The sequence below is a fragment of the Pelomonas nitida genome (genome assembly GCF_043555975.1).
Lineage (GTDB): Bacteria > Pseudomonadota > Gammaproteobacteria > Burkholderiales > Burkholderiaceae_C > Pelomonas > Pelomonas nitida.
Genome location: NZ_JBIGIA010000002.1, coordinates 297849 through 318223 on the forward strand (window position 1 = coordinate 297849; position 20375 = coordinate 318223).

Below are 20375 nucleotides of genomic sequence, written 5' to 3' on the forward strand. Positions count from 1 at the left end.
TGCCCGCGCGGGGCGAGGGCTGGCTGGGACGACGGGCAACCTGTCATTCGGCGATGCGGACTTCGGCCTGCACCGACAGCCCCGGCACGATGCGCACGGCCTGCTCGCCCAGCGTGCGCAGGCTCTCGGGCTCGAAGACGATCTTGACGGGCACGCGCTGCACGATCTTCGTGAAGTTGCCGGTCGCGTTGTCCGGCGGCAGCAGCGCGAAGCTGGCGCCCGAGGCCGGCGAGAAGCTGTCGACATGGCCTTCGAGTTCCTTGTCGGGGAAGGCGTCGACCTTGATCTGCACCTTCTGGCCGGGCTTCATGCGGGCGAGCTGCGTCTCCTTGAAGTTGGCGACGATCCAGGTCTCCTGCTCCACGACGGCGGCCAGTTGCTGGCCGGCCTGCACGCGCTGGCCCACCTCCACCGTACGCTTGCCGATGCGGCCATCGCTGGCGGCGCGCACCTCGACGTAGCCGAGCTGGTTCTGCGCATCCTTCAGCTGGGCCAGCGTGGCGCTCTTCTGCGCGGTGGCCGACTGGCGTGCGCTCTCGGCGGCTGCCACGGCTTCGCGGGCGGCGGCGGCACTGGCCTTGCGGGCGGCCAGGTCGGCACGGGCCACGTCACGCGCGGCCAGCGCGGCGTCCAGCTCCTGCTTGGAAGTGGCGCGCAGCTCGGCGCCAAACAGCGCCTGGCTGCGCTTGGCCTCCAGCTCGGTGCGGGCCAGCACGCTCTCGGCCTGGGCCACCTGCGAATTGGTTGCTGCCGCCTGGGCGCGGACCTGGGCGATCTGCGCACCGCTGGTGGCGATGGCCGCATCGGCCTGGGCGATCTGGGCCTTCAAGCGCTCGATCTGCACGGCCGCATCGGCCGGGTCCAGGCGCAGCAGCACATCGCCGGCCTTCACGACGGCGTTGTCCTGCATGTGCATTTCGGTGACGACGCCCGGCACGCGCGTGGCGACCGGGTGGATGCGCCCGGCGACGAACGCGTTCTCGGTGTCCACGATGTGCTGGCTGCGCCACCACATGCGCCCGCCCAGGCCGACGCCGCCCACCAGCAGCAGCGCGCCGATGACGAGCAGCGGCACCGGCGGGCCGCTCTTGACGGGCTGGGGCGCAGCGTTGTTCTGTTGCGGTGCGTTCATGAGGAAGTTCCTTGTTGTTGTGTTGCTTGAAGTTGCCTGGGGCACAGGCGCCCCATGGCGCCTGACTGGAATCGGTGCAGTGCGGCGACCACCTGCCCTTCGTCACTCATGACGAAAGGCCCGTGGCGCACGACGGGCTCGTGAAGCGGGCGGCCGCAAAAGCAGGCCAGCCGCAGGTCGTCGTCGGCCACGACGCGGGCGCTGGCGCCGAGCGGCAGCGCGAAGCCCCCGCCCGCGGCCAGGGGCTGCCCGCCGACATGGCCGCCGCCTCGAATGGCGATGGCGAACCCCTGCTCGCCCGGCGGCAGCAGGAAGTCGAAGGCGGCGCCGGCGTCGATGTCGGCCAGCAGCAGGGACGCGGGCGACGGCAAGGCCAGGCCCGCCTCGGGCCCGAACACCTGCACGGCGCGCCAGCCCTCGCCGCTGCGCCGAGGCATCTCTTGCGGCGCGAGGCGCATGACGGCCGGCGCGCACAGCTTCTGGTCGGCCGGCAGGTTGACGAAGATCTGCAGCCCATGCACCTGCCGGCCGGGCTCGGCCGGGAACTCGTCGTGAATGACGCCGCGGCCGGCCACCGTCCAGTGCAGGCCGCCGGGCGCGATGGTGTGCAGTCCGCCCAGCGAGTCCCGGCTGATCATGCCGGTCTGCGAGTCGTCGAACACATAGGTCACGGCCGAAAAGCCCGCATGCGGATGCGGCGCGAAGGCCGGCACGCTCATGCGGAAGTGGTCCACGACGACGAACGGGTCCAGCAACGCCAGCGGCTCGCGCCACCCGTCGGCCTCGAAGGTGCCGCCGATGCGGTACCTGTGGGGTTCAAGAAACTGGGTGGTTGACATCTTGGCCGCGACTGTAGAGAGTTCCATTTCTGGTGAATAGCTACAAAACGCCAACTCACCGTTCCGGAAACGAAACGAAATAAAACGACATAAACGCGCTGATGAAGATTGATGACTTGTTGTTACTGGCGCAGGTGAACAAGGCGGGCTCCCTGTCTGCGGCCGCTCGCGCGCTGGAACTGCCCAAGGCCACGCTGAGCCGCCGGCTGAGCGCGCTGGAGACGTCGGTGGGCGCGCGGCTGTTCGTGCCCGGGGCGAGCCGGCTGACGTTGACGGAACTGGGCGAGCAATTGGCCGAGCGCGCCGCGCGACATGACGACGACATCGCCGAGACGCGGCAGTGGCTGGCCTCGCGCGAGTCCACACCCCAGGGCCGGCTGCGTGTGGCCGTGCCGGCCGAATTCGCGATGCTGTTGCTGGCGGAGAGCTTTGCCCGCTTCGTGCGCCGCTACCCGCGCGTGGAGCTCGAGGTGGACACCACGCCGCGGCGCGTGGACTTGTTCAACGAACCCTATGACGTGGTGGTGCGCGTGGGGCCCGTCGATGAGCCCGATCTCGTCGCCAGGCGTTTCATGGTGCTGGAGCGCGGCCTGTACGCGAGCCCCGTCTACCTGCAGGCACGCGCCGCGCCGCAGACGCCGGCCGACCTGGCCGAGCATGACTTCGTCGTGCTGTCGCAGGCCAAGGAGGCCCACAAGCGCCGGCTGCGCAACGGCGCGGACGCCGTCGACATCGACCTGCGCGGGGCGCTGGAGACCAACTCCATCGGCCTGGTGCTGGCGCTGACCCGTGCCGGCGGCGGCATCGGCAGCTTCCCCTACGGCATGGTGGCATCGGACATCGAGGCCGGCACGCTGGTGCCGGTGCTGCCGGACTGGAGCTACGAGCCGCTGCCTGTGCACCTGCTGACGGCGAGCCGGAGGCTGATGCCGGCCAAGACGCGCGCCTTCATCGACCACCTGCTGGAGACCTCGCCCGACTGGGCCAAGTCCACGCTGCTGCACCCGCCAACGCAGCCCGCGCACCGGCTGCGGCAGGCGCCGGGCTGAGCGCTCACCGGCGCGGGCGGGTCTGCAACCTCAGCTCCGCCGGCGCCAGCCCGTCGGCCTCGGCCCGCAGCGTCAGCGTGCCGGCGGCGCCGGCGCTGCCGCGCACGATGGCCAAGGCCAGACCGCCGAACGCCTGGCGGGTGCTGGACGGAAACGGCTCGAAGTCCGTCGCATCGCCGTTGTCGGTGGCGACGAGGGCGCCTGGGCCGTCGAGGCTGAAGCGGATGCGCGCATCCGCGCGCGGCACGGTGCGGCCCTCGGCGTCGACGACGCGCAGCGTCACGAAGCTGAGGTCCCGGCCGTCGGCGGCGATCTCGTCACGATCGGCGGCCAGCACGAAGCCGGCTGCGGCGCCGGCCGTGGCGACCGACGCGGTGGCCCAGGGCCGGCCATCGCGCCAGGTCACGAGGCGCAGCTCGCCGGGTTCGTAGACGACGTCGTCCCAGCGCAGCCGGTAGTCGAAGCGGCCCTTCTTGCGCCGGCCCTGCGATCGCCCGTTGACGAACAGCTCCGCCTCGTCACCGCTCGTGAAGGCATGCACCGGCGTGACCTGGCCGACGCGCTCCGGCCAGGTCCAGTGCGGCAGCAGGTGGGCCATCGGCAGGTCGGGCCGCCAGCGCGACTGGTAGAGCCAGTAGCGGTCCTTGGGGAAGCCGGCCAGGTCGACGATGCCGGCATAGGAACTGCGCGATGCGTAGTACGGCGTGGGCTCGCCCAGGTAGTCGAAGCCGCTCCAGACGAACTCGCCGGCCACAAAGGGATGACGGTCCAGCGCGGCGAACACCTTGTCGGGCGAGGCGCCGAAATCCACCGCGTACAACTCATAGCCGCTGACCTGGCGCGTGGCCGAGTCGCCGCCGCGGCCGTCGCGCGTGATCGAGCTGCTGGCCGGCGTGACGGGAAACAGGTAGACGCCGCGGCTGCTGAACGCCGAGGCCGTTTCGCTGCTGAAGAGCGGCTTGGTGGGGAAGCGCGCCCGGAACAGCGGGTATTGCGGCGGCGTGCGAATGCGGTCGGTGCCCTCGAACTCGGCGTCCTGGCGTATGCCCTCGCCCTGGTAATTCAGGCCGATGACGTCCACCTCGGCGGGCAGCGGCATGTCGGGCTTGGCGTAGTTCATCGCCGTGGTCGTCGGGCGCGTCGGGTCCTCTTCGCGCACGATGGCCTGCAGCGCCCGCGCCACGGCTGCCCCGGCCTCGCCGGTGTACTGCTCGCCCACTTCGTTGCCGATGCTCCACATCAGCACCGACGGATGGTTGCGGTCGCGGCGCAGCATCGCCCGCAGGTCGGGCTCGTGCCAGTCGGCAAACACGAGATGGAAGTCCAGCGGCGTCTTGCGGCGCTCCCAGGCGTCGAAGATCTCGTCGATGACGAGCACGCCCATCCGGTCGGTCAGCTCCAGCAGGCCGGGCGCCGGCGGGTTGTGCGCCAGGCGCACCGCGTTCACGCCCATGGCTTGCAGGATCTCCAGCTGCCGCTCGGCCGCGCGCAGGTTGAACGCGGCGCCCAGTGCGCCGAGGTCGTGGTGGTTGTTGACGCCCTGCAGCCGCAGCGGCTGGCCGTTGACGAGCAGGCCGGCGTCGGCATCCAGGCGCAGCGTGCGGATGCCGAAACGCGTCTCGACGCGGTCGATGACCCGGCCGCCACGGCTCAGCTGCGTGACGGCCACATAGCGGTGCGGCTGCTGCTGCGGGCGCGGCCCCCAAAGCCGCGGCCGGTCGATGCGCACCCGCCCTGCCGCGACGCCCTGCCCGCCCGCCGCCACCGCCAGGCCTTGTGTCAGGCGGGCCACGGCCCTGCCCTGCGGCGCGCCCTGCTCGTCCAGCGCGAAGATCTCGGTCGACACGCGCAGCTGCGCCGGGCCGGCCCCCGCGTTCTCGACGGTCACGTCCAGCGCCACCGTCGCGCTGCGGGCGCTGACCTGCGGCGTGCGCACCTGCGTGCCCCAGTGGCCGACATGCACCGGGTCGGTCTTGACGAGCCAGACCTGCCGGTAGAGCCCCGCGCCGGGGTACCAGCGCGCGGACTCCGGCGGGTTGTCGAGCCGGATCGCCAGCTGGTTGGCGCCGCCGGGCTTCACGTAGCGCGTGAGATCCAGCCGGAAGCTCGTGTAGCCATACGGCCAGCCGCCCACCAGCTGGCCGTTGAGCCAGACCGTCGCATAGGCCATGGCGCCATCGATGTCGAGAAAGATCGACCGGCCCCGGTCCGCCGCCGGGATGTCCAGTGCGCGGCGATACCAGACCGGGCCCCAGGTCTGCAGCCGGCCCATGCCGCCATAAGGACCGGTCGGCAGAAAAGGCCCGGCGATGGCCCAGTCGTGCGGCAGCGTCACGGGCTGCCAGTCGCTGTCGTCGAAGCCGGGCTGCACGCACGGCAGGTCGCCGCCCGGATCGCCCGGCGGGCGCACATGCCGGCGCGACGGCTCGCGGATGAAGGCGTTCGCGCTGGGCAGCACCCACGGTTTCAGCACGACGGCCTCGCCCTGCACCGCCGCCGCTTCGGCGGCCTCGGGCCGGGCGTCGGCCACGCGGCCGTCGGCCGACTCGCGCACGGCGGGGCGCAGGTCATACAGCAGCGCGGGCTGCCCCGGCGGGTCACCGCGACGGAAGCGCCAGCCGTCCGCCAGCTCGATGCGCTGGCGTGGGGCCAGCCGTTCCTGCGCCGGGTCGGGCGTCAGCCGCTGGGCCGGCGCGGCGCCGGCCCACAGCAGCAGCACGGCGACGACGCCGGGCCAGCGGGCGGTGATCGGCAAGGCGGCTCCCTTCAGAAAGCCGCGCGCAGCGACACGGTGTAGCTGCGACCCGGCTTGTACTCGTCGAACACGGCGCCGGGGAACTGCACCCAGGTGCGGCTGATGGCGTCGGTCGCATTCCAGACGCTGAGGTTGAGGCTGGTGTCGTACCGCCAGCCGAAGGCCTGCTGGAGGTTGACGCCGGCCGACGCGTCGATCTGCGTGCGCGCGGTCGTCCACATGTAGGCGCCCGGCGTGGACAGGCCCACCTGGGCGTTGACGACATGCGCCGACTGGTACTGGCGCGACACGCGCAGGTTCCAGCCATTGCGCTCGTAATAGACGGTGAGGTTGTTCGTGCGCGGTGGCACGCCGGCCACGGGCAGCGCGTTGGGCAGCTCGTCGGTCTGCTGGGTGTAGGTGTAGTTGGCCGTGAAGCCGAACCCCTTGATCGGCAGCATGTCCAGCGGCTGCTGCCAGGTCAGCTCCGCGCCGCGCACCTTGAGCTTGGTGTCGATGTTGTAGGGCTCGGAGATTTCGACGAGGTGGTTCTCGCGGCCGCCGCTGGCGTTGACGGACTGCTGCTGCGCATCCGTCAGGCCCACCGTGCCGTACATCGCATCCAGCTGGGCCAGCGTGTAGGTCGTCAGCCGCGTGCCGGGGCGGCCCACCAGGTCTTTGCCGAAACCGCTGAGCGCCACATAGGCCTCGCGGCTCAGGTAGTACTCCAGCGCCACGTCGAAGTTGTTGGACTTGAACGGTTGGAGCTTGGGGTTGGTGACGCTGCCCTGGCGGGCGCCCTGGTCGCCGATGGTCAGCCGGGTCTGGCGCAGGTCGGCCGGGTTGGCGCGCGTCATGGACTTGGATGCCGAGGCCCGCGCGATCAGTTCGGGCGTGACGTTATAGGCCAGCGTGAAGGACGGCAGCACATTGCTGTAGCGGGTGGTCTCGTAGGCCCACACGCCGAGGTTGTCGTAGAGGCCGCCATTGCGCAGCGACGCATTGCGCGGGTCGGCCTGGGCCGTCAGCTCGCCGATGGTCTGCCGCGTGCGGGCGAAGCGCACGCCGGCGTTGTAGCGCAGCGGCCGGCCCAGCGGGCGCAGCACGCCGCTGACCTCGCCATAACCGCCCTGCACCACCTCGCGGATGTAGCCGCCGCTGCCGTTGGTGAAGCCGCGGTAGATGTTGTCGCGGAAGTACTGGTAGTCGGTGTCGCGGGCGAACTTGTTCCAGTCGACGGTGATGAAGCCCTGGCTGGAGGCCATGGCGTACTCCGGCACGCGGGCGTTCGGGATGACGGAGCCCAGGTAGGCCAGGGCCGGCGCGCCCGTGCTGGAGCCGGTGCCGAAGCCCGGATAGGCAGACGCCGGTACCGCGCCCGTCGTCGTGCGGCCGTCGCAGCCCGGCGACTGCAGCTGCGTGTTGGGCAGGAAGAAGCGGTAGTTCATGTTGCCGCCGCAGGTGACGTTCATCCAGGCGTCGGCGACGGCGTAGCTGCGGTAGCGGCGCTCGATGTCGTCCCGCGTGGCGCCCACGCGCAGATTCAACGTGTCGCTGCCCCACTTCACGTTGACGCGCGCGCCCTTGGTGGTGTTGCGCCGGTCGTAGAGATCCATGCGCAGGCCCGACAGGCCCTGGCCGGCCTGGTACCAGCCGAAGTTGCTCGGGTCGTTCAGGTTCAGGTTGCTCTGGTAGGTGGGCAGCTCACCGGGGCGCGAGTTGTCGTAGGTGATGACGGAGTTGGGCGACTTGGTGGCGAGCAGCACGGTGGGCATGTCGCGAAAGAAGTCGCTGTCGGTCAGGTTGGCGTGGGCATCAATCGTCCAGTCGTCGTTGGGCCGCAGCTCGAAGCCGGGGTTGACGCTCCAGAACTTGGTCTTCTCCACCATGGGCCGGAACTCCAGCGACCAGAAGGTGTTGGCGAAGGTCGCGTGGGTCAGCACGCAGCCGTTGGTGCAGTCGCTGCGGTCGAACGCCATGCCGATGGGGATGGGCGTGTTCGCGCGCGTGCCGGCGTTCATCGCGTTGTAGACCATGTCGTTGGACTTCTGCGCCGCCAGCAGGTCGAGGTAGACATCCCATTTCTCGTTGGGCCGCCACTGCAGGCTGACGATGCCGCTGGCGCGCTCGCGCTCGCCCTCGTAACTCAGGTGCCGGCCCAGCCGCCCCATCAGCGCGTTGTCGATCTGCTTGATGTTGGCGCCGGGGTTCAAGGCCAGCAGCATGTCGCGATTGATCTGCGCGCCGGGCACGAGCAGCGGCTGCGCATACGCCGGCAGGTCGGCCAGCGCGAGGCCCGAGGGCACGGTGTCGGGCGTGGACTGGGAGCCGCCGCCGGTGTTGTTGGCGTTGTCGCTGGCCAGCGCCTGGAAGGACTTGAGCTGGAAGTTGCGCATGTCCACCGTCTGGAAGCCGGTGGTCTTGTAGCGCGTGTGGCCCCAGGCCACGCCGCCCAGCACGCCGACATCGCCGAAGCGCCCGGTGCGCCAGGTGTTGCTGACCACCGCGGAGCCCGTGTCGCTGAGTTTGCCGACCTGCTCGCGGTAGTTGCCGCTGAGCGTGAAGGCCGAGTGAAAGCCCTGCCTGTCGAACGGGCGCAGGCTGCGCATGTCCACCGTGCCGGCGATGCCGCCCTCCAGCACGCTGGCGCGCTGGCTCTTGTAGACCGTCGCGCTGCGGAACAGCTCGGACGGCAGGAAATCCATATCGACCTCACGGTTGGCGCTGATGGTGCCGCCCCAGGAGCCGGCCGACGCCGACGCCATCGGCGCGCCGTTCAGCAGCACACGCGTGAAGTTCGCACCCATGCCGCGGATCGAGATGTTCATGCCCTCGCCATCGATGGTGGCGCGGTTCACGCGCACGCCCGGCACGCGCGACAACGCATCGGCGATGCTGGCGTCGGGGAACTTGCCGATGTCTTCGGCAAACACCGTGTCACTGAGCCCCACGTCCTCGCGCTTCTCGCGCGCCGAGCTCGCCAGTGAGCTGCGGTAGCCGGTGACCGTCACGGTTTCCAGGCTGTTGGCCGGCGGCGCCGAAGCCGCAGCCGCCGGCGGTGGCGGCGCCTGCCCGAACGCCTGCGCCATCAGCCCCACCAGCACAGTGGTAGCGAAACCATCACGCGCCGAACGCAGGCCAGGATGGCCTGCACCATCGCAAGAACGGGTCATGTTGTCTCCTCGGTCGCCCTCACCGGGGCTGTTGCGAAGGACGCCCAGCGGGGCTGCCGGGCGTGATCTCGCTCCGACGACGGTCGCGCGACTGCGGGTACTTCCGCGACACCATTGGTAGCGATATCAACGCATCCTAGGGTGACAGATTTCGGGCGACCAATAACTTTTTTACCAGCATTGATATCGAAATTGACATGGGCTGCCGTGCCCCTGCAACGACCAGGCAACCTGAAGGGTCATCAGCGCGAACAGCCCTGTGAAGGCATGGCTGCGCAAAATGCCTGGCTCCGCTCACTGCCGGTCACCACCGATGAAAACCTTGCTCGTCCCCTTCGCGCTCGCGGCCACGCTGCTGAGCCCGGTCACCGTCCTGCGCGCCGACCCCGCGCCCGCCGGCCATGCACATGCACCGCACTGGAGCTACGGCGGCACGACCGGACCGGCCCGCTGGGCCAAGCTCGACGAAGGCTTTGGCGGTTGCTCGCTGGGCCAGGAGCAATCGCCGATCGACATCCGCACCGCCGACGTCCAGCGGGCGGATCTGCCCGCCATCGGCTTCGACTACAAGCCCACGCCACTGAAGATCATCGACAACGGGCACACCGTGCAGGTGAACATGGCGCCAGGCAACAGCATCACCGTGGGTGGCGCGCGCTACGAGTTGCTGCAGTTTCACTTCCACAAGCCCAGCGAGGAGCACATCAACGGCAAGGCCTATGGGCTGGTCGCCCACCTCGTGCACAAGAGCGCAGATGGCAAGCTCGCCGTGGTGGCGCTGCTGATGGACAAAGGTGCCGCCAATCCGCTGATCCAGGCCGTGTTCGACAACCTGCCCAAGACCAAGGAGCAGGAGGTCACCGTGCCGGGCCTGAGCATCGACATCTCGGCATTGCTGCCCGACAACCGGGCGTACTACAGCTTTGCAGGCTCACTGACGACGCCGCCCTGCAGCGAAGGGGTCAGCTGGTTCGTACTGAAGACGCCCGTGCCGGTGTCGGCGGCGCAGATCAGCCGCTTCGGCCACGTCTATGCCCACAACGCCCGACCGGTGCAGCCGCTCAACGGGCGCGTCGTGCGCGCCAGCGAGTGACAGGCCCGGGGCGGGCCGGTCCTCAGCCCGCCGGCGAAGCCAGCAGCGCGAGCAGGCCGGCCTCGTCCAGCACCGGCACGCCCAGGGTCTGCGCCTTCTCCAGCTTGCTGCCGGCCTCGGTGCCGGCCACGACGTAGCTGGTCTTCTTGGACACTGAGCCGCTGACCTTGCCACCGGCGTCCTCGATGAGAGCCTGGGCCTGGTCGCGTGACAGCGTGGGCAGCGTGCCCGTCAGCACCAGCGTCTTGCCCAGCAGCGGGCGCGGTCGATCATCGGCCTCGCCCGCGCTTTCCTTCGGCTGCACGCCAGCGGCCAGCAACTGCTCGACCACCTCCACGTTGTGCGGCTGCGCGAAGAAGGTGTGGATGCTGGCCGCCACGATGGGGCCGACGTCGGGCACTTCCAGCAGTTGCTCGACGCTGGCGGCCATCAGCTTGTCCAGCGTGCCGAAATGGCGGGCCAGGTCCTTCGCCGTGGTCTCGCCAACCTGGCGGATGCCCAGCGAGAACAGGAAGCGCGCCAGCGTCGGCGTCTTGCTCTTCTCCAGCGCGTCGACGATGTTCTGCGCGCTCTTCTCGGCCATGCGCTCCAGCGCCGCCAGTTTGGCCACGCCGAGCTTGTAGAGGCCCGGCAGGCTTTGCACGATGCCGGCGTCGACGAGCTGCTCGACGAGCTTGTCGCCCAGGCCCTCGATGTCCATCGCGCGGCGCCCCGCGAAGTGCAGCAGCGCCTGCTTGCGCTGTGCCGGGCAGAACACGCCGCCGGTGCAGCGGTAGTCCATGCCGCCGCGCTCGCGGGCCGCCTCGCTCTTGCAGACCGGGCATTCGCGCGGCATGTGGAAGTTGGGCACGTAGCCGGGCCGCGCACCCGGCACACGGCCGACGACCTCGGGGATCACGTCGCCCGCGCGGCGCACGATGACCTTGTCGCCCACGCGCACGCCCTTGCGGCGCATCTCGAAGACGTTGTGCAGCGTTGCGTTCGACACCGTCGTGCCGCCCACGAATACCGGCTCCAGCCGCGCGACGGGCGTGAGCTTGCCGGTGCGGCCGACCTGGATGTCGATGGCCAGCAGCGTGGTCACCTGCTCCTGCGCCGGGTATTTGTGCGCCACGGCCCAACGTGGCTCACGGGTCTTGAAGCCGAGCTTGGCCTGCAGCTCGCGCGAGTTGACCTTGTAGACGACACCGTCGATGTCGAACGGCAGCGCGTCGCGCTTGGCGGCCATGGCCTTGTGGAAACGCACGAGGCCTTCATGGCCCAGCGCGACGACGCGGTCGGCGTTGACCGGCAGGCCCAGCGCGGCCAGCGCGTCCAGCATGCCGCTGTGGGTGGCGGGCACGTCCCAGCCCTGCACCTCACCAAGGCCGTAGGCGTAGAAGCACAGCGGACGCTGCCGCACCAGCGACGGGTCCAGCTGGCGAATGGCACCGGCGGCCGTGTTGCGCGGGTTCACGAAGGTCTTCTCGCCGCGTTCGCGCTGGCGCTCGTTGAGCTTCTCGAAATCGTCGCGCCGCATGTAGACCTCGCCGCGCACCTCCAGCACGGCGGGCATGCCAGCGCCGTCACCCTTCAGGCGCAGCGGGATCTGGCCGATGGTGCGCACGTTCTGCGTGACGTCCTCGCCGGTCTCGCCATCGCCACGCGTCGCGGCCTGCACGAGCACGCCCTGCTCGTAGCGCAGGTTCATGGCCAGGCCGTCGAACTTCAGCTCGGCGGCGTATTCGACCGGCGCCTCGGCTGGCGTCAGCCCCAGCTCTCGGCGCACCCGTGCGTCGAACGCGATCGCCCCCCCTTCGGTGGTGTCGGTCTCCGTCGTGATTGACAACATGGGCACCGCATGCCGAACGGGCGTGAGCTCCGGCAGCACCGCGCCGATGACGCGCTGCGTGGGCGAATCCGGCGTCAGCAGCTCGGGGTAGGCAGCTTCCAGTGCCTGCAGCTCGGCGAACAGCTTGTCGTATTCGGCGTCGGGCAGTTCCGGCGCGTCCAGCACGTAGTACTGGTGGGCGTGATGGTTCAGCTGGGCGCGCAACTCGGCGGCGCGCTGCGAGGCGGCGAAAGCGGGGGCGTCGGTCATGGCGGCATTGTCTCGCCCGCAACGACCGCAACAGCCCGACACATCACCCGCCGACAAACTACGCCTCGTTGCAAAGCCGCCCCCCAGCAACTAGGGAGAAGAGGCGCGCAAACGATAGCTCTGCTAGTTTCGTCGCGCCCTCGCGGCCTAGAGTGCGCAGGCCTCGTCCGCGCGCGGGGCCGGGCCACCTTGCTGACTGGAGGTGGCAGCACCAACGTCCCGAGAATCCATGGCTTCGACTTTCCCCCGCCACCGCCGCATCGCCCTGCTGGGCGCGCTGGCCGCCGGCTTCGCCGCACCTGGCGCCGTCACGGCGCAAACGCTCAACCCCAACACCACCTCGGTCCAGATGTTCCAGTGGGCCTGGCCCGACATCGCCACCGAGTGCACGCAGTGGCTGGGGCCCAAGGGCTTCGGCGGCGTGCAGATCTCGCCGCCCAGCGCGTCCAGGATCACCACGTCCTGGTGGGGCGTGTACCAGCCGGTGAACTACACCAACCTCACCAGCCGCATGGGCACGCCGCAGCAGCTGCAGGCCATGATCAACACCTGCCACGCGGCCGGTGTGCGCGTCTACGCCGACGTCGTCGTCAACCAGATGGCGGGCGACAGCGGCACCGCCACCGACGGCTCGACCTGGAACGCCGCAACGCTGAGCTACCCCTACTTCAGCGCCAACGATTTCCACGCCCCCTGCAACATCGCCGACAGCGACTACAACTCGGCCTCCGGCCGCTGGAACGTGCAGAACTGCCGACTCAGCAACATGCCGGACCTGGCCACCGAGAACAGCTATGTGCAGGGGCAGATCGCCAACTACCTGAAGTCGCTGCTGGCGCTGGGCATCGACGGCTTTCGCATCGACGCCGCCAAGCATCAGCCCGCGGCGGCGTGGGCCAGCATCATGAAGACGGTCAACGCGGCCTACCCGAAGACGCTCAAGGGCGAGCCGATCTGGCTGACGCAGGAGATCATCAAAGACGCCGAGGTGGACCGCGCCAGCTACCTGCCCGTCGGCACCGTCAACGAGTTCCTGTTCCCCTACGCCGTGCGCGACATCTTTCGCGGCAACAGCGGGCTGAGCCTGTCCAGCATCCCCAGCGTCATGGGCACCTGGGGCAATTGGGGTGGCAACTGGGGCTTCCTGCCCTCGCAGAACGCCACGGTGTTCGTCACCAACTGGGACACCGAGCGCGACGGCAGCTCGCTGAACATCAACAACGCCAACAGCAACGACGCCACCAACCAGCGCTACACGCTGGCCAACGTCTTCATGCTGGCGCAGGGCTATGGCGAGGCGCAGCTCTTCTCCGGCTACAAGTTCAGCCAGCGTGACGCCGACCGCCCCACCGCCAGCCCCTACAGCGGCGGCAACCCGCAGATCAACGTGGCGTGGGACTTCGCGCACCGCTGGACGCCGCTGGCCAACATGGTGGCCTTCCGCAACGCGGCGGTCGGCCAGGCGCAGCAGAACTGGACGGTTGGCAATAACGCCAACCAGGTGGCCTTCAGCCGCGGCAAGGTCGGCTTCGTGGCGCTGAACAACAGCGGCAGCGCCTGGACGCGCAGCTTCGCCACCGGCCTGCCGGCCGGCACGTACTGCAACGTCATCAACGGCACGAAGAACGCCGCCGGCACCGGCTGCACGGCAGACTCGGTGACCGTGGACGCCAGCGGCAACGCCAGCATCACCGTGCCCGCCAACACCGCCGGCACCACGCCGGCCGTGGCGATCTACACCGGCCAGAAAACGGCGGCGGCCACCTGCGCTGTGAGCTTCACGATCGCCAACGCCAACACGGTGATGGGCCAGAACCTGCGCGTCGTGGGCAACATCCCCGGGCTGGGCGCCTGGGCGCCGGCCTCGGGCGTGGCGCTGACCATCCAGGGCAGCGGCGCCAACGCGCGCTGGACCGGCACGCTGAACCTGCCGGCCGGCACAGCCGTGCAGTACAAGTATGTGAAGTGGAACGGCTCGGCCGCCGCCTGGGAGAGCAATCAGTCCACCGGCAGCGGCAATCGCGAGTTCACAAGCTGCAGCGGCGGCAGCCAGTCGCGCAGCGACGGCAGCTTCAAGTCCTGATCGGCACCACGCTCGCGCGGCACTGCGGCGCTGCGGCGTCAGTCGCTGCGCCGCGTGATCATCACCTGGTCGACGCGGTGGCTGTCCACGTCGACCACCTCGAATCGCCAGCCTTCCCACTCGACGACGTCGGTGCGCCGCGGGATGCGGCGCAGCATCACCATCAGGAAGCCGGCCAGCGTGTCGTAGGTGCCGGCATGCGGCCAGCCGGCGATGCCCAGCGCCCGCTCGACATCGGGGATGGGCGTGATGCCATCGGCCAGGAAAGACCCGTCCTCGCGCCGCACGATCTGCTCTTCGTCGTGGGGCGCCACCAGCGCGCCCATCACGGTGCTCATCACGTCGTTGAGCGTGACGACCCCGACGACGAGGCTGTACTCGTTGACGATGACGGCGAAGTCCTCGTGCGCCTCGCGGAACTGCATCAGCATCTCCGACAGCGTCAACCGGTCGGGCACGATGAGCACCTTCTTGACGAGGTCACCCGCGTCGGCCCCCAGCGACAAGCGCTCGCCGCGCAGCACGCGCTGGAACAGGTCCGTCGCATCGACGTAGCCGGCCACCTGATCGATGCCGTCGCCACAGACGAGGTAGGTGGAGTGCGGCGTGTCGGCAATGCGGTTGCGGATCAGCGCGTCGTCATCGTCGCGGGAGAAGAACACGATGCGCTCGCGCGTCGTCATGACCGTCTCGACGGTGCGCGTGTCCAGCTCGAACACGTTCTCGATGACCTGCTGTTCTTCGTCCGCCACGACACCGGCCTGGTAGCCGGCCTCCGTCAGCGCGAGGATGTCGCGGTAGCTGATGCTCTCGTCCCGCTTGGCCGGCAGACCCAGCAGCCGGATCAGCCCTTCCGTGATGCCGCTGAACAGCCAGGCCAGCGGCCGCAGCACGCGGCACAGCATCAGCATCGGGCCCACCAGCGCCATCGCGACGCGCTCGGGCTCGTTCATCGACAGCCGCTTGGGCACGAGGTCTGCCATGACGATGAACAGCGACGTGATGCTGACGAACGAGGCCGCGAAGCCCAGTGTCGCCGCCGTCTCCTGGGGCATGGCCACCGCCAGCACCGCCTCGAAATGCGGCGTGAAGGCGCCTTCGCCGACGATGCCCGCCAGGATGGCCACCGTGTTGACGCCGATCTGCACGACGGTGAAATAGTCGCCCGGGTGCGCCTGCACCGCCAGCACCCGCCCCGCACGCGCATCGCCCGCATCGGCCCGCTGCTGCAGGTTCAGGCGGCGCGACGCCGCCAGCGACAGCTCGGCCATGGAGAAGAACGCACTGCCGAGGATCAGCAGGCCGATCAGCAGCAGCGAGGTGGTCATGTCAGTGATACCGGGCAGGCAGCGGCAGGCTCATTTCAGGAGAAAAGCCGTCTCGCGGCCGGGGAGCCTGCAGCAAGGTCGCGCTGGGCCAGCGCCTCGTAGAGCTTCTTCAGCTCGACATCGATGGCAGCGAACGCATGCAGGCCGAGCATCTGGCCGCGATCGTCGCACACCTCGGCCTCCAGATCCCGCGACAGCGCGCGCGCCGACTCCTGCCAGAGCCCGAACGGCTCCTGCTCGGCCGGCGTCTGCGGCACGTCCAGCGTCAGCGTCAGCTCGCGCAGCGACAGCGCCTCCGGGTTGTCCGCCAGCGCGGCCTGGGCATCGAACTGCAGCGTCAGCACCGGCGGCGCGCCTTCGTCGGCCGACGGCAGCACCAGGCGCCCAGGCAAGGCGCCCGGCATGAAGCCATGGCGGAACGCGGCCTGCTGCACGAAGCCCGGCGTCCATGCAGTCGCTCGCGCGCGCAGCAGCAAGGCCAGTTGCGCGTCGTGGCTGGCGGCGAACTGGTCCAGCTCCCGGGCACGGGAGACGACATCCAGCATGTCCGGGAACTGCACAAAGCCTCCCACGCCGTCGGCGAACGACTGCACCTTCTGCACGAACTCCGAATACTCGATCTCGTTGAGCGGCCCGCTGCGGCTGGCCATCTTCACGCCGGCCTGGAACTCGTTGTAGCGCTGGCCCGGCGCAGGCAACTCCCAGTCGCCGGTCGCCGCGTTGAGGCCCTCGATCTGCAGTGGCTTGGTGCCCGCACGCCGGCTGCCTGGCAGGTGCTGCAACGCCAACTCACCGGACACGGGGGATTCCACCGTGACGGCGGCGATCGCGTCGATGAGGGCATCGATGCGGGTGGATGCCCGACGCAGCGGCCAGGCCACTGCGGGCAACGCGACGTCGAGCGGCTCTTCTTCAGTGGCCACATCGACACCCAGCGGCGGCGTGTCGAAGTGCGGCTCTTCCTGCCTGGGCGGCAGGGCCCGCTTGGGGCCGGCCCGGCGCGCCGTCCAGGCGCCATGCGCGACGACGCCAGCCAGCACCACGCCGCCGGCCATCGCGAGAAGTTGGGTCAGGGTGACACTCATTTCAGTTCAATTGTCTGTTCTGGCTTCGCCCTGGCGGGCTCTCCACGCACCGGGCACACGCCGGCACCGGCCGGCACGCGCCGCAGGGGCAAGGCAGATGCCCGGCGGCCGGTCACATCTCCGCCATGGCCAGAGCCTTGTCCATGTCCACGGCCACGATGCGCGACACGCCCTGCTCCTGCATCGTCACGCCGATCAGCTGCTCGGCCATCTCCATCGCGATCTTGTTGTGCGAGATGAAGAGGAACTGCGTGACGCGGCTCATCTGCGCGACCAGCTTGGCGTAACGCTCGGTGTTGGCGTCATCCAGCGGTGCGTCCACCTCGTCCAGCAGACAGAACGGCGCCGGGTTGAGCTGGAAGATGGCGAACACCAGCGCGATCGCCGTCAGCGCCTTCTCGCCACCCGACAACAGGTGGATGGTGCTGTTCTTCTTGCCCGGCGGCTGGGCCATGACCTGCACGCCGGCATCCAGGATCTCGTCGCCGGTCATGACCAGCTTGGCCTGTCCGCCACCGAACAGCTCGGGGAACATGCGGCCGAAATGCTCGTTGACCTGGTTGAAGGTCGAGCCCAGCAGATCGCGCGTCTCCAGGTCGATCTTGTGGATCGCGTCTTCCAGCGTCTGGATGGCGGAGTTCAGGTCCGCGCACTGTGAATCCAGGAAGGTCTTGCGCTCGCGCGCGGCCGTCAGCTCGTCCAGCGCGGCGAGGTTGACCGCGCCCAGCGCCGCGATCTCGCGGTTGATGCGGTCGATCTCACCCTGCAGACCATACAGCTTCACGCCGCCTTCTTCGATGGTCTTGGCCAGCGCTTCGAGGTCCACCGCCGCGGCTTCGAGCTGCTCGCGGTACTGCGCGCCGCCCAGCTGAGCGGCCTGCTCTTCGAGCTGCAGCTTGGTGATGGCCTCGCGCAGCGGGTCGAGGCTGCGCTCGAAGCTCATGCGCTGCTCATCAGCCTTGCGCAGCCGCAACGAGAGGTCGTCGTAGTTCGCCCGCACGGCGGCCAGGGCCTGCTCGCGCTCGACCTTGAGCGCCAGTGCGTCCTGCAGGCCGTTTTGCGCGGCCACGTCGTTGAAGCCGTCGAGCTCGGTCTGCAGGCTGGCGGCCGAGGTCGCGACGGTGGCGATCTGCGCCGTCGCCGTCTCGATGCCCCGCTGCAGCTCGCCGCGGCGGGCGGCCAGCGTCTGCGTTGCGAAGCGCGCCTCCTGCGCGCGGCGCTCCAGCGTGCGCAGTTGCTCGCGGGCGTCGGCCAGCCGGCGCTCGGCGGCGATGGTGCCGTCTTCCAGCTCGGCATGGCGCTGCTGCGCGTCGCCCAGCTGCATGTCCAGCTCCTCGAAGCGGGCCTCGCCGACGGCGCGGCGCTCCTGCAGCGCCTCCTGCTGCTCGCCGATCTCGCCCAGCTCGGCGTCCAGCGCGCTGCGGCGCTGCTGGCTGGCCTCGGCCTGTTGGGTCAGGCGCAGCAGCTCGACGTGGATCTGGTGCGCGCGCGTCTGCGCCTCGCTGGCCTCGCGGCGCAGTGTCGTGAGCCGGCCGCTGGCGTCGTTGAACTGGTGCTCGACGCGGCTGAGCGTGATGCGCGCCTCGTCGGCGATGAGGTTCTGCGCGCGCTGCGCCGTCGTCAGCTGCTCGATCTCCTGCGCGCGGGCCAGCAGGCCGGCCTGCTCGGAATCAGGCGCGTAGAAGGTCACCGAGAACTGCCCCACCGCATGGCCGGCTGGCGTCAGGATCAGCTCCCCATGCGTCAGCTGGCCACGGGCGGCGAGCGCCTCGTCCAGCGTCGGCGCGGTGTAGACGCCTTCCAGCCAGTCGTTCAGCAGCGCAACTAGGCCAGCATCGTCCAGCTTCAGCAGCGTGGTCAGCTTGGGCAGCGTCTCGTGCGTGTTCGCGATGGCGCCGGCCGGCGTCGAATAGAACGCGAGGCGAGCTGGCGGCGCGTCGACCTCGAAGGCCCGCACTGTGTCCAGACGCCCGACGCTGAGCGCACCCATGCGCTCGCGCAGCGCGGCTTCCAGCGCGTTCTCCCAGCCCTGGGCAATGTGCAGCTTGGTCCACAGTCCTTGCAGCCCGTCCAGGCCATGCTTGGCCAGCCAGGGCTTGAGTTTGCCCTCGGTCTGCACCTTCTCCTGCAGTGCCTTCAAGGCGTCCAGGCGAGCCGTCAATGCCGACTGCTTGGCCAGCTGCGCGTTGGCGTCCTGCTGCGCGGCGCGGCGTTGTTCTTCCAGTTGCGGCAGTTGCTCGGCCAGCTCCTGCAGCCGGGCATCGGTCAGGTCGCGCACCTCGTCGGCTTCTGCGCTGCGGGCCTTCAGCGCTTCCAGCGCGTCGTGGTCGGGCGCACCCAGCGCACGCGACTCGGCCGTCAGCCGGTCCTCGCGCTGGCGCAAGGCCTTGACCTGCTCGTCCACGCTGCGGCTCTCGGCGGCCAGCACCTGGATCTGCTGCTGCACCTGCGACACCAGCGCCCGCTGCTCGTTCGCGCGTGCCTGGGCAGCGCGGAGCGCGTCTTCGCTGTTGGGCAGCTGGGCCTGCTGTTCCTCGGCCTGCGCTGACAGGATCTCGCTTTGCTCGTCGGCTCCGGCGATCTGCTCGGCAATGCCTTCGAGTTCAGCGGTGGACTGCTCGACGCGTTCGCGCCATTGACGGTCCTGCGCTTGCAGCTCAACCAGCCGCTGCTGCGCGCGGTTGCGGCTCTCGACGACGAAGCGGATGCGCTCCTCCAGCCGGCTCACTTCCAGCTGTGCCTCGGCATAACGGCCCTGGCTGGCGTGCAGTTCGTCGCCGGCCGCGTAATGCTGCTGGCGCACTTCCTCCAGCGTCGCCTCCACGGCGCGCAGCTCCGCCAGGCGCGATTCCAGCGCGTTGACGGCCTCGGCATGCGCAACCTTCACGCGCGTGGCTTCATTGCCGGCATCACGCGCTTTCAGGAACCACAGCTGGTGCAGCTTCAGCGTGCCGGCGTCCTGCAGTTGCCGATAGCTGGCTGCCACCTCGGCCTGGCGTTCGAGCTTCTCGAGGTTGGCGTTGAGCTCGCGCAGGATGTCGTCCACGCGCGTCAGGTTCTCGCGCGTGTCCTTGAGCCGGTTCTCGGTCTCGCGGCGGCGTTCCTTGTACTTCGATACGCCGGCCGCTTCTTCCAGGAACAGGCGCAGTTCCTCGGGCTTGCTCTCGATGATGCGGGAGATGGTGCCCTGGCCGATGATGGCGTAGGCCCGCGGCCCGAGGCCCGTGCCGAGGAACACGTCCTGCACGTCACGGCGGCGCACCGGCTGGTTGTTGATGAAGTAGCTGCTGGTGCCATCGCGCGTCAGCACGCGCTTGACGGCGATCTCGGTGAACTGGTTCCACGGCCCGCCGGCGCGCGCGCTGCTGTTGTCGAACACCAGCTCCACGCTGGAGCGCCCCGCCGGCTTGCGGTTGCCGCTGCCGTTGAAGATGACGTCCTGCATGGACTCGCCGCGCAGCTCGCTGGCCTTGCTCTCGCCCAGCACCCAACGCACCGCGTCCATGATGTTGGACTTGCCGCAGCCGTTCGGCCCCACGACACCGACGAGCTGCCCGGGCAGCTGGAAGGTCGTGGGTTCGGCAAAGGACTTGAAGCCGGCGAGCTTGATCGAATTCAGCCGCATGCAGGTCTCATGGACGGGGCTCGTAAGCCTTTGATTTGGCTAAAGAAAAGCGCCTTTCACGGGCGCCTCGATGGGGCCGGATGATAGCATTCGCCCCCTCGCAGAAAGCCCACGACCATGGCCACCAAGAAGTCCGCCGCCCCCGCCCCCAAGA

General features: G+C 69.4%; 11 protein-coding genes. 3 read left to right on the plus strand and 8 right to left on the minus strand.

Features of this window, described 5'->3' with window-relative positions; genetic code table 11:
* Positions 1-43 precede the first annotated feature (43 nt).
* Both ACG00X_RS03865 and ACG00X_RS03870 read right to left on the minus strand, forming a co-directional pair.
* The gene (locus ACG00X_RS03865) at positions 44-1132 is read right to left on the minus strand and encodes an HlyD family secretion protein (protein ID WP_394486644.1); all 1089 of its coding nucleotides are present in this window, start codon (positions 1130-1132) and stop codon (positions 44-46) included.
* Positions 1129-1971, minus strand: a complete 843-nt coding sequence (locus tag ACG00X_RS03870; protein ID WP_394486645.1) for a pirin family protein — start codon at positions 1969-1971, stop codon at positions 1129-1131. The genes ACG00X_RS03865 and ACG00X_RS03870 overlap by 4 nt, the downstream gene beginning before the upstream one ends.
* A gap of 101 nt (positions 1972-2072) precedes the next feature.
* Here ACG00X_RS03870 and ACG00X_RS03875 point away from each other — a divergent pair, with 101 nt between their 5' ends.
* Positions 2073-3020 carry a LysR family transcriptional regulator gene (locus ACG00X_RS03875; RefSeq protein ID WP_394486646.1) on the plus strand — a complete coding sequence of 316 codons (948 nt, stop codon included), beginning with the start codon at positions 2073-2075 and terminating at the stop codon, positions 3018-3020.
* 4 nt (positions 3021-3024) lie between these two features.
* On the opposite strand, the gene galB is transcribed toward ACG00X_RS03875, so the two are convergent.
* Both galB and ACG00X_RS03885 read right to left on the minus strand, forming a co-directional pair.
* A complete protein-coding gene (gene galB, locus ACG00X_RS03880; RefSeq protein WP_394486647.1) occupies positions 3025-5775 on the minus strand; it encodes a beta-galactosidase GalB in 2751 nt (916 codons plus the stop codon).
* 11 nt (positions 5776-5786) lie between these two features.
* Positions 5787-8927 carry a TonB-dependent receptor gene (locus ACG00X_RS03885; protein WP_394486649.1) on the minus strand — a complete coding sequence of 1047 codons (3141 nt, stop codon included), beginning with the start codon at positions 8925-8927 and terminating at the stop codon, positions 5787-5789.
* A 313-nt stretch (positions 8928-9240) separates the two neighbouring features.
* Here ACG00X_RS03885 and ACG00X_RS03890 point away from each other — a divergent pair, with 313 nt between their 5' ends.
* Positions 9241-10020: a carbonic anhydrase gene (locus tag ACG00X_RS03890; RefSeq protein ID WP_394486650.1), complete on the plus strand. Its 780-nt coding sequence runs from the start codon at positions 9241-9243 to the stop codon at positions 10018-10020.
* 22 nt (positions 10021-10042) lie between these two features.
* Here the strand turns inward: ACG00X_RS03890 and ligA are convergent, their stop codons facing one another.
* Positions 10043-12100, minus strand: coding sequence for an NAD-dependent DNA ligase LigA (gene ligA / locus ACG00X_RS03895; RefSeq protein WP_394486651.1), 2058 nt, complete (start codon positions 12098-12100; stop codon positions 10043-10045).
* Between the two features lie 229 nt (positions 12101-12329).
* Between ligA and ACG00X_RS03900 the strand changes: the two genes are divergently transcribed.
* Positions 12330-14183, plus strand: coding sequence for a carbohydrate-binding module family 20 domain-containing protein (locus tag ACG00X_RS03900; protein WP_394486653.1), 1854 nt, complete (start codon positions 12330-12332; stop codon positions 14181-14183).
* Positions 14184-14221: 38 nt separating this feature from the next.
* Here ACG00X_RS03900 and paeA read toward each other — a convergent pair whose 3' ends face one another.
* The 3 genes from paeA to smc form a co-directional block, all read right to left on the minus strand.
* Positions 14222-15511 carry a polyamine export protein PaeA gene (paeA, locus tag ACG00X_RS03905; RefSeq protein ID WP_394486654.1) on the minus strand — a complete coding sequence of 430 codons (1290 nt, stop codon included), beginning with the start codon at positions 15509-15511 and terminating at the stop codon, positions 14222-14224.
* 35 nt (positions 15512-15546) lie between these two features.
* Complete coding sequence (locus tag ACG00X_RS03910; RefSeq protein ID WP_394486655.1) at positions 15547-16596, minus strand: cell division protein FtsZ; 1050 nt, start codon at positions 16594-16596, stop codon at positions 15547-15549.
* A 112-nt stretch (positions 16597-16708) separates the two neighbouring features.
* Entirely contained in the window at positions 16709-20221 is a 3513-nt protein-coding gene (gene smc / locus ACG00X_RS03915) for a chromosome segregation protein SMC (RefSeq protein WP_394486656.1), read from the minus strand.
* Positions 20222-20375: the final 154 nt, after the last annotated feature.

Coding starts and splice junctions, on each gene's coding strand:
- ligA (WP_394486651.1), bottom strand. CDS start 12,100: ATGACCGACGCCCCCGCTTTCGCCGCCTCGCAGCGCGCCGCCGAGTTG.
- ACG00X_RS03890 (WP_394486650.1), top strand. CDS start 9,241: ATGAAAACCTTGCTCGTCCCCTTCGCGCTCGCGGCCACGCTGCTGAGC.
- ACG00X_RS03885 (WP_394486649.1), bottom strand. CDS start 8,927: ATGACCCGTTCTTGCGATGGTGCAGGCCATCCTGGCCTGCGTTCGGCG.
- ACG00X_RS03875 (WP_394486646.1), top strand. CDS start 2,073: ATGAAGATTGATGACTTGTTGTTACTGGCGCAGGTGAACAAGGCGGGC.
- smc (WP_394486656.1), bottom strand. CDS start 20,221: ATGCGGCTGAATTCGATCAAGCTCGCCGGCTTCAAGTCCTTTGCCGAA.
- ACG00X_RS03870 (WP_394486645.1), bottom strand. CDS start 1,971: ATGTCAACCACCCAGTTTCTTGAACCCCACAGGTACCGCATCGGCGGC.
- ACG00X_RS03865 (WP_394486644.1), bottom strand. CDS start 1,132: ATGAACGCACCGCAACAGAACAACGCTGCGCCCCAGCCCGTCAAGAGC.
- ACG00X_RS03910 (WP_394486655.1), bottom strand. CDS start 16,596: ATGAGTGTCACCCTGACCCAACTTCTCGCGATGGCCGGCGGCGTGGTG.
- ACG00X_RS03900 (WP_394486653.1), top strand. CDS start 12,330: ATGGCTTCGACTTTCCCCCGCCACCGCCGCATCGCCCTGCTGGGCGCG.
- paeA (WP_394486654.1), bottom strand. CDS start 15,511: ATGACCACCTCGCTGCTGCTGATCGGCCTGCTGATCCTCGGCAGTGCG.